The sequence below is a fragment of the Streptomyces sp. NPDC104202 genome (assembly GCF_055584185.1).
The window spans coordinates 46212-55504 of sequence record NZ_JBVJMN010000059.1; the positions used below are offsets into that span (position 1 = coordinate 46212).

9 protein-coding genes are annotated in these 9293 nt (G+C 74.0%); 5 read left to right on the plus strand and 4 right to left on the minus strand.

Annotated elements, in window-relative coordinates; all coding sequences use genetic code 11:
* Positions 1-2 precede the first annotated feature (2 nt).
* Genes resB through ACZ60W_RS29840 form a run of 3 tightly spaced genes read left to right on the plus strand, consistent with a single transcriptional unit; the run spans position 3 to position 3400 of the window.
* Positions 3-1745, plus strand: a complete 1743-nt coding sequence (gene resB, locus ACZ60W_RS29830) for a cytochrome c biogenesis protein ResB (protein WP_469758494.1) — start codon at positions 3-5, stop codon at positions 1743-1745.
* On the plus strand, positions 1742-2824 hold the full coding sequence (ccsB, locus tag ACZ60W_RS29835; protein WP_469758495.1) for a c-type cytochrome biogenesis protein CcsB: 1083 nt from the start codon (positions 1742-1744) through the stop codon (positions 2822-2824). Before resB ends, ccsB begins: the two co-directional genes overlap by 4 nt.
* A 45-nt stretch (positions 2825-2869) precedes the next feature.
* Positions 2870-3400, plus strand: coding sequence for an SRPBCC domain-containing protein (locus tag ACZ60W_RS29840; protein WP_469758496.1), 531 nt, complete (start codon positions 2870-2872; stop codon positions 3398-3400).
* A 10-nt stretch (positions 3401-3410) separates the two neighbouring features.
* On the opposite strand, the gene ACZ60W_RS29845 is transcribed toward ACZ60W_RS29840, so the two are convergent.
* From ACZ60W_RS29845 to ACZ60W_RS29860, 4 genes are all read right to left on the minus strand, one after another.
* A complete protein-coding gene (locus tag ACZ60W_RS29845) occupies positions 3411-4958 on the minus strand; it encodes an ABC transporter substrate-binding protein (protein ID WP_469758497.1) in 1548 nt (515 codons plus the stop codon).
* Between the two features lie 4 nt (positions 4959-4962).
* The gene (locus ACZ60W_RS29850) at positions 4963-7026 is read right to left on the minus strand and encodes a hypothetical protein (protein ID WP_469758498.1); all 2064 of its coding nucleotides are present in this window, start codon (positions 7024-7026) and stop codon (positions 4963-4965) included.
* Positions 7027-7174: 148 nt separating this feature from the next.
* Positions 7175-7627, minus strand: coding sequence for a nucleoside deaminase (locus tag ACZ60W_RS29855; RefSeq protein ID WP_469758499.1), 453 nt, complete (start codon positions 7625-7627; stop codon positions 7175-7177).
* Between the two features lie 31 nt (positions 7628-7658).
* Positions 7659-7943 carry a GntR family transcriptional regulator gene (locus ACZ60W_RS29860; protein ID WP_469758500.1) on the minus strand — a complete coding sequence of 95 codons (285 nt, stop codon included), beginning with the start codon at positions 7941-7943 and terminating at the stop codon, positions 7659-7661.
* A gap of 150 nt (positions 7944-8093) precedes the next feature.
* Here ACZ60W_RS29860 and ACZ60W_RS29865 point away from each other — a divergent pair, with 150 nt between their 5' ends.
* Entirely contained in the window at positions 8094-8450 is a 357-nt protein-coding gene (locus tag ACZ60W_RS29865; protein ID WP_469758501.1) for a hypothetical protein, read from the plus strand.
* 530 nt (positions 8451-8980) lie between these two features.
* Positions 8981-9172, plus strand: coding sequence for a hypothetical protein (locus ACZ60W_RS29870; RefSeq protein WP_393640985.1), 192 nt, complete (start codon positions 8981-8983; stop codon positions 9170-9172).
* Positions 9173-9293: the final 121 nt, after the last annotated feature.

Sequence of the window (9293 nt, forward strand, 5' to 3'; positions counted from 1 at the left end):
CCATGAGCAAGACCGATACGAGCGAGACCGGACGCACCGCGGAGGAGGCGGCCGGAGCGCAGCTGTCGACCGCCCCCCGGGAGGACACCGCCGTCGGCGGCCCCGTCCTCGGCGTCGTCGGCTGGGTCCGCTGGTTCTGGCGTCAGCTGACCTCGATGCGGGTCGCGCTGATCCTCCTCTTCATGCTCTCCCTGGGCGCCGTCCCCGGCTCCCTCGTCCCGCAGACCAGCGCGGACGAGCTCAAGGTGCAGACGTTCAAGGCGGCCCACCCCACCCTCACGCCGCTCTACGAGAAGCTCCAGTTCTTCGACGTCTACAGCTCGGTGTGGTTCTCCGCGATCTACATCCTGCTGTTCGTCTCCCTCATCGGCTGCATCGTGCCGCGGACCTGGCAGTTCGTCGGCCAGCTCCGCAGCCGTCCGCCGGGCGCCCCGCGGCGCCTGACCCGGCTGCCCGCGTACACCACCTGGCGCACCGAGGCCGAGCCCGAGCAGGTCCGCGAGGCGGCGCTCGCCGTCCTGAAGGGACGCCGGTTCCGCGCCCACCGGGCGGACGACGCCGTCGCCGCCGAGAAGGGCTATCTGCGCGAGGCCGGGAACCTGGCCTTCCACGTGGCCCTCATCGTGATGCTCGTCGCCTTCGCGTGGGGCCAGCTCTTCAAGTCCGAGGGCGGCAAGCTGATCGTCGAGGGCGACGGGTTCTCCAACACGCTCACCCAGTACGACGACTTCAAGTCCGGCTCGCAGTTCGGCACCGACGAACTGGAGCCGTTCGGCTTCACCCTGAACTCCTTCACCGGCACGTACGAGAAGGGCGGCCCGCAGCGCGGCACCCCGCGCACCTTCGAGGCGGACGTCAGCTACTCGCGGGGCGGCGCGGAGAAGAAGGCGGTCATCCGGGTCAACGAGCCGCTCGAGGTCGGCGACTCCAAGGTCTACCTGATCGCCCACGGCTACGCGCCGGTCGTCACCGTCAAGGACGGACGCGGCAAGGTCGTCTTCCACGGCGCCGTGCCCATGCTGCCCATCGACAACAACATCACGTCGACCGGCGCGATCAAGGTCATGGACGGCTACCGCGACAAGAACGGCAAGAAGGAGCAGCTCGGCTTCACGGCGCTGTTCGTGCCGACCTTCGCGGGCGCCGGCAAGGGCACGATGTTCTCGCAGTTCCCGGCGCTGGACTTCCCGGTGCTCGCGCTCAGCGGCTACCACGGCGACCTGCGCGTCAACTCCGGCCTGCCGCAGAACGTGTACCAGCTGAACACCTCCAAGATGACCCAGTTCAAGGTCGACAAGGGGACCGGGGTCGCCCAGCGGATGCTGCCGGGCGAGACGATGACGCTCCCCGACGGGGCCGGCTCGATCACCTTCGAGAAGGACATCAAGGAGTGGGCGAGCTTCCAGATCTCGCAGCAGCCGGGGAACGGTCTCGCCCTCGCGGGCGCGATCGCCGCGATCGCCGGTCTGACCGGTTCGCTCTTCATCCAGCGCCGCCGGGTCTGGGTCCGCGCCGTCCGCGGTGAGGACGGCGTCACCGTCGTGGAGATGGCCGGGCTCGGCCGCAGCGAGTCCGCGAAGCTGCCGGAGGAGCTGGCCGACCTCGCGGTCGCCCTCACGGCCCAGGCGCCGCCGACGGCGGACGCCGCACCCCAAGCCGATCCGGAGGCCGATCCGGAAGCCGTACCGGTGTCCGCGGGCGAACCCGCGGACGACCCTGCCCCGTCTGGAGAGGCCGACAAGTGATCCTCGCCGCCACGACCAACGAGAGCCTGGCGCGGATGAGCGACCTGCTCATCTACTCCTCGATGGCCGTCTACACCCTCGCGTTCTTCGCCCACATCGCCGAGTGGGTGTTCGGCAGCCGCAGCAAGGTCGGCCGGACCGCCGCGGCCCTGACGCAGCGGACGCAGGCCGCCGCCGCGGCCGTGACCGTCCAGGTCAAGCAGGCCGGCGGCACCGCCGTGCTCGACAAGCCGAAGGTCGTCACCCGCTCCGCGGCCGGCACCCGGGACGTCCCGGACGGGCCCGGCGCGGCCGGCGGCACGGTCAAGGGCGACCTCTACGGCCGGATCGCCGTCTCGCTCACCGTCCTCGCCTTCGCGGTCGAGGCCGCGGGCGTGGTCGCCCGCGCGCTCTCCGTGCAGCGTGCCCCCTGGGGCAACATGTACGAGTTCTCCACCACCTTCTCCACGGTGGCGGTCGGCGCCTACCTCGGCTTCCTCCTCGCGAAGAAGAACATCCGCTGGATGGGCCTGCCCCTGGTGACGACCGTCCTGCTGGACCTGGGCATGGCCACCACCTGGCTGAAGACCCCCAGCGACCAGCTGGTCCCGGCGCTGGACTCGTACTGGCTGTGGATCCACGTCTCCACCGCGATCTTCTGCGGCGCCGTCTTCTACATCGGCGCCGTCGGGACCCTGCTCTACCTCTTCCGCGACTCGTACGAGAACAAGCTCGCGACCGGCGGCGACCCGGGCGCCTTCGCCCGCTCGGTCATGGAGCGGCTGCCCTCGGCGGCCTCGCTGGACAAGTTCTCCTACCGGGTCAACGCGGCCGTCTTCCCGCTGTGGACCTTCACGATCATCGCGGGCGCGATCTGGGCCGGCGACGCGTGGGGCCGCTACTGGGGCTGGGACGCCAAGGAGGTCTGGTCCTTCATCACCTGGGTCGGCTACGCCGCGTACCTGCACGCGCGCGCGACGGCCGGGTGGAAGGGGCGCAAGGCCGCGTACATCGCGCTCATCGCCTTCGCCTGCTTCCTCTTCAACTACTACGGCGTCAACATCTTCGTCAGCAGCAAGCACTCCTACGCGGGCGTCTGACCGGCTGCGCTAGCGGGTGACGGGCCCCGGGGCCACGCTGGAGACATGAGCGAGATAACCCGGGGCAGGTGCGAGACGCAGGACGGCGACACCCATCTGGTGCGGTTCGTGATCGACCTCCCGCACCCGGTGCCGGTGGTCTGGGCGGCCGTCGCCTCGCCCGAGGGCCTGCCGGGATGGCTCTGCGAGGCGGATCCGCTGGAACCACGGCTGGGCGGGAAGGTCACGCTCCGCTGGCTGAACGGCGACACCGAGGTCTCCGGGCGGGTGACCGCCTGGGACCCCGACTGCGTCGCCGAGTACACGGTCGAACCGACGCACGGCCGGATCCGGTTCCATCTGGAACCGGGGACCGGGGGCGACGGGGCGACCGTGCTGCGTTTCACCAACGAGTTCCAGGGCTCCCGCGCCTACCGCCTCGACTGCCTCGCCGGCTGGCACGACCACTTCGAACGGCTCGCCGCCGCGCTGGACGGGCGCCCCACGGACTGGCGGGACTGGACGCCCGAGCGGTGGCGCCACCTGCGCGAGCTGTACGCGCGGGACGACGAGCCCTGGCCGAAGTGGGTGCCGTGACCCGACGGGCTCAGTCCCGCTTCGGCGGCAGGCACGCCGCCGTCGGGGGCCTGCCCTCGGGCCACGCCGTCTGGACGAAGCGCTGGGTGCCGTCCTGGGCGAGCTCCACGATGGGGACCGCCTTGTTGTACGGGTTGCCGTGGTTGTCCAGGCAGATCCAGCCGCTCGCGCCCTCCACCCGCAGCGAGCCCTTGACCTGCGGCCACTGGGTCCCCACGTCCTCCTTCGCCGGATAGGCCGCGCCCTCCGGGGTCGCCTGGCGGATGGCGTGGACCGCCGTCGCCATCGCGTCGTAGGCGATGATCGCCTGGCCGTCCGCGAGCGCCACCGGCCGCTCCTTCGGGGCCGCCCGGGCGATGTCCGCCACGAAGTCCGCGTACGCCCGCGGGGAGCCGCCGGTCGCGGGTAGCCTGCGGCCCGGCGCGGGCTGCCAGGCGTCCGGGTGGGCGAGGGCCGCGTACCGCACGGTCAGCCGCGTCTTCAGGGCGTTCCGGTCGAGCTTCTTGTCGGCGCCCAGGTACGAGCCCTCGTCGCCGGTCAGGACGGTGAAGGCGCGGTCGACGCAGCCGCGGTCGCCGAGCGCGTTGATGAACTGGCGCAGCTGGGTGTGGCGCCCGGCGAAGAAGACGGTCTCGGTGCGGGTGTCGCAGATCAGATGGGTGATGTTACGGAAGGTGTTGGCGGTGGTGCCCTCCTGGGTGGGGTCGGCGGAGGAGGTGAACTCCTGCGGCTCCAGGGGCGCCTTCTTCAGGGACGCGGCGAAGGCGGCCTTCAGGGTGTCGACGTAGTGGTCGCCGCCGCGGGTGTCCTGGACGAGGAGCGCCTTGGCGGCGTCGACGCGGCCGAAGTTCGCCAGCGCCCGGGCCTCGTCGCCGTTGGTGGGGGAGACGCGGGCGAGTCCGGGGAAGGGCTTGCGGCCCGGGCCGTTGGCGATGTCGTCGGCGGTGATGGTCGTGCCCACGACGGCGACCCTGGCCCTGGTCAGGGCGGTGACCGCCTCGCGCATCTCGGTGGAGGAGGTCGCGATGCCGGAGACGGCCCGCAGCCGCTCGGGGCCGTCGGCCATCGCGACGAGCCGGTCGACGGTGGTGCGCCAGTAGGCGTTGCCCCGACCGGTGTTGGCGAGGACGAGCCGGATCGTGGGCCGCTGGCCGTTGGACCGCTGGTTGGCCCGGAGCTGGTAGGCGTACGCGCCCTGCACCTCGTGCACGACCTTGGCCCGCATGCCGGCGTCGGTGGAGGTCAGGGGCAGGAGCACGGCCACGGTCACGTACTCGCCGGCCGTGAGCCCGGCGTTCTCCCGGCCGATGGCCCGGGCCGCGTCGGTGAGTTCGGCGATGCCGAAGTCGTGGCCGTCGCCGTTGACGCCGACGCACTCGGCGCTGCCGGCCGGCCGGTCGACGCCCGGTGCGCAGGAACGGTCCTCCGGGGCGGTGAGGCGCACGATGCCGTAGCCGCCGAGGCCGAGGACGACGGCGGCGGTGACGACGGAGGCGACGAGCCTCTGGCGGGGTGTGCGGACGCGGCGGCGCAGCCGGTCGGTCAGACGGTCGGGCATGGCGTCAGACTCCGTCCTCGCGGCCCGGCGGGAGCGAGGGCTCCCGCCGGGCAAGGATGTCGCGCGGCCAGTGGGTGGCCGCGTCCCAGAGCGAACCGCTGCCCGTCAGGTGACGGCCGGAGAGCCGGCGCAGTTCGTGCGCCAGCCGGTCGGCCACCTCGTCGTCGGGCAGCGCGAGCGGATCGGTGAGCAGCCATACGGCGTGCAGCAGCCGCCGTACGGAGAGGTGGAGTTCGGCGGCGTCGGCGTCGAGGCCGGTCGGCAGGCCGTCGACCGGGTCCTGGCCGAGCGCGACGGCCCGGCGCGGGTCGGGGCCCGGCCGGTCCCGCTCGCGCGGGTAGGGGGCGGCGGCGATGAATCGCAGCCGCCCGAGCCAGCCGAGGACGTCCTGCCCGGGGAAGCCGGCCCGCAGGTGGCCGACGGCCTCCTCGGTGCGGCCGAGCGCCAGGTCGTGGTGGAGGCGGTACGGGCCGGGCTCGGGCCCGTAGTGCCGGTGCAGGGTCTCGTGGACGGCGTGCCAGGCGGCGTAGTGCGGGTGGTCGCCGTCCTCGAAGCGGAGCCGGTGCAGGAGCAGGGCGCGCAGCAGGGGGTCGGCGACGAAGTGGCCGGGGCCCTCGGGCCAGTCCTCGGAGCGGAGCGCGTCGCGGACGCGCAGCGCCACGTCCCCGTCGAGGGACTCGCCCTGGAGCCGGGTGCGGGCCAGCATCCGGGCGGACTCCTCGTCGTGGGCGGCGGCGAGCACCGCGTACGGCCCGGGCCGGCGCACCGGGAGCAGTTCGGCGAGGAGGGCGGGGGCGACGGGCACCGGCGGGGTGTCCTCGCGGAGCTCCACCGTCAGATCGAGCAGGGCGCCCGGGGTGAGGCGGGCGCGGACGGCGGCGGGCGCCTCGCCGGCGGCCCGGCCCAGGAGGGCCACGCCGAGCGGGCGGCCGCCGGTCAGCCGGTGCACGGCGCGGGCGAGTTCGGCGGGGGCGCGGCCGGCCGGGTCGTGGCGGTCGAAGGCGGTGCGGGTCTGGGCGGGGGAGAGCGGGGTGAGGGCGACGGCGAGGATGCCGGAGCCGACGCTCGCGCCGCGCGGGCAGGGCGCCCGGTGGGCGGTCTCCGGCAGCCGGGTCCTGGTGGCCTGCCGCAGCCCCTCGTGGTCGTGGACGCGGGAGGTGGCGAGGACGACGACCCGGTCGCGGCGGCCCTCGGCGGAGCGGGCGCGCAGGATCGGTTCGACCAGCTGACGGCCGAGCGGTTCGTGGGCGTTGTCGAGGAGGAGCAGGGGCCGGCCGAGGCGGCTGCCGCGCCGGAGCCCGGTGTAGGCGTGGACCAGGTCCTCGGTGAGGGCGCCGACGAGGAAGTCCTCGGCCTCGCGCCGCCGCCGGCCGCCCTGCTCGAAGTCGATCGCGAGCTGCTGGAGTCCGGCCTTGCCGCGGCCGCCGGCGTTGCGGTAGCTGCCGTACCAGCTCTCGGAGGCGCGCTGGAGGCGGCCGAAGACCTCCTCCAGGACGGTCTCCACGGTCGCCTCGGCGAGGAGTCCGGCGAGCGGGACGGTGGCCTCGGCGAAGGTCGCCGCCAGTTTGGCGAGGACCTTGCCGACCCAGTTCGTGGCGGCGCCCCGGGTCGCGTCGACGGTCGCGAGCAGCGGCCCGAGCCGCTGGAGATCGCGGCGGGCGCGCTCGTCGTCCTCGCGGGACCAGCCGAGGGAGGCCACGGCGACCAGGCCGAGGGAGAGCCGGGGGAAGCGCACGGGGCGGGCGCCGAGCACCTTGGGGGACATCTGGACGGCGAGTTCGGCGAGCGCCCCGGTGACCGGGGTCCAGCCGGGGCCGTGGTCGGCGGGCGGCTCGACGTGGGCGCAGTCGAGCAGGGCCAGCGGCGTGTACCCCTTGTAGCGGTTGCGGACCTCCTTGAGCAGGGCGGTCTTCCCCATGCCGCGCCCGCCGGTGAAGACCGCGACCGGCGGGTCGTCCCCGTGCTCGTACGCCACCCGGGCCGCCCCGTACCGGGTGACCCCGCAGAGCCGTGCCACGAGCCCGCCGTCGTCCAGGACCGCCTCGCGGCCGTACAGTTCCCTGTCCATGCCCCGTCACCCCCGTCACAGTCAACTCAAGGATATCGACGGGGTGTTGGGAAAGCCTCGGGCTTTCGCCACGGCTTTCCACTCTGTTGCCGGGTTGTCGCCGGGACGTCGCCGCTCCGTGGCGAGGGCGTCCCCCGGCGGGGCCGGCTCACTCGTCGCCGATGTCCTCGTTCCACAGCGCCGGCTGCTCGGCGACGAACCGCCGCATCAGCGCGGTGCATGCGGGATCGTCGAGCACCAGGACCTCGACTCCGTGCTCCGCCAGCCAGTCGTGCCCGCCGTGGAAGGTCTCCGCCTCCCCGACCACCACCCGCGAGATCCCGAACTGCCGCACCAGGCCGGAGCAGTACCAGCAGGGCGAGAGGGTCGTCACCATCGTCGTGCCCCGGTACGAGCGCTGCCGGCCGGCGGCCCGGAAGGCGGCGGTCTCCGCGTGCGCCGACGGGTCCCCGTCCTGTACGCGGCGGTTGTGCCCGCGCCCGAGCAGCGTCCCGTCCGCGCCGTACAGCGCAGCCCCGATCGGGATCCCGCCCTCGTCCCCGCCCGCCCGGGCCTCGGCGAGGGCGGTGGCGAGCCACCGGTGGGCTTGTTCCTGGTCCATGCGGGGAGCCTTCCCCGGCGGGCCCGGGTCGTCACACCTGCTGGTGGCCCTCGTCCGTCGGCAGCGGATCGGCGACGAAGGTCCCCTTGCCGTGAACGGTCAGGATGAGACCGCGTTCGCGCAGGACCCGAGCGGCGCGGCGGACCGTGAGGTAGGCGACCCCGTACTCCTCGGCCAGGTCGCGCTCGGCGGGCAGGCGAGCACCCCGGGGCAGCTCTCCCGCCGAGATGCGAGCCGCGATGTGGTCGGCCACCGCGACGTAAAGCAGCTGGGGGCCCTGCGGGTTGAACTCGGGGATCTCGCCGTGGTCGTTCACACGACCAACGTAGGCATCGAAGACCTGTGCTAACCAGTGTTGAGCTATGCAGAGCTATACATGCCTCATAGGGTCGTCAGACACGAAGACCCCGGCGAGGTGGCTAGACCTCCCGGGGCATGGCCACCAACTACCAACGGAGTTGATGACGTGCGGAACCCTATCGCGCGGGTCCTGGGGCGGGCCTGGATCCCGCTCCTTCTCTGGCTGCTGATGCTCACCCTGCCGCCCACCGGCCGGCACCGGCCCCGGCCGGTCGCCCACCGCTCGCCCCGGCCCCGCCGCGCCGCGGCCCCCGGGCCCCGCCACCGCGTCCCGGCCCGGCGGTCCCCCTACGCCCGGGAGCAGGCGATGCTCCTCGACGGTGCCCGGTCGCCCCTGGAGCGGCCCTACCTCGCGGCGGCCTCGGCGCGGGACGAGCAGCGACGGCGGCGGCGGGCGCTGTGGCTGGCGACGGTCGGGGTCGACGTCGACCAGCGGAACATCCACGCCGGGAGGGCCCGATGAGCCGCTGCGGGGCGCGGAGGTCCGTGTTCGCCGTGGCCGAGGTGGTGCGGCCGGTGTGGGGCGGTTCGGTCTGCGTGCTCGCCGTGGGGCACGACGGGCACCACCGCGATCGGGCCGGTGACGGCTGGTGGGTGACGCCGGAGATCGCCGACGCGGTGAGTCTGTCGCTGCTGGGCCACGGGCTCGGCGCCGTGCCCGAGCCGCCGGAGTTCACCTCGCCGCGCTGCGTCGTCGGCCCACCGCGACCGCTGCCGGGACCATGTGCGCCGGGACAGCGGCGTGGAGGGGGTCGTCCCCCTCGTGTGCGGGTGCCCCTGTCATCCGGCGCCGCCGGCACGCGGGGTTCCGCCGGAGGGGTGACCGCCGCGCGGCGGTCGGCACCGGCCGAACCGGTCCGCCTCGCCGCCGATCGGCTGAGGCGCGGGGCCGCACCGGCCCGGTGCGGGGACGGCGGGCGGCGGCCGGTGTTGGCTGGCGGAGCGTCCCGCCGTTCTGCGGGGTGCTCCGCCGTACCACCGAGAGGTCCCGCCATGCGTTCCCTGCTGACCGCCCTCGCCACGGGTGTCTTCGTCCTCGGCGCCGCCGGCGTCGCGAGTGCCGACGTGAACGTCGAAGTAGAGCCGGAGGGCTCGTACACGGTCGTCTTCGGCGACTGGCTCCAGTTCGCGAAGGACGACGTGTTCAACGCCGGCCACGACAACACGGTCGGCTCCGACAACTGACCCTCGGGTCCGTGGCCGTGGGGGGGGGGGGGGGGGGGCCGAGGGGAAGGGGGGGGGGGGGGGGGGGGGGGGGGGGGGGGGGGGGGGGGGGGGGGGGGGGGGGAGGGGGGGGGGGGGGGGA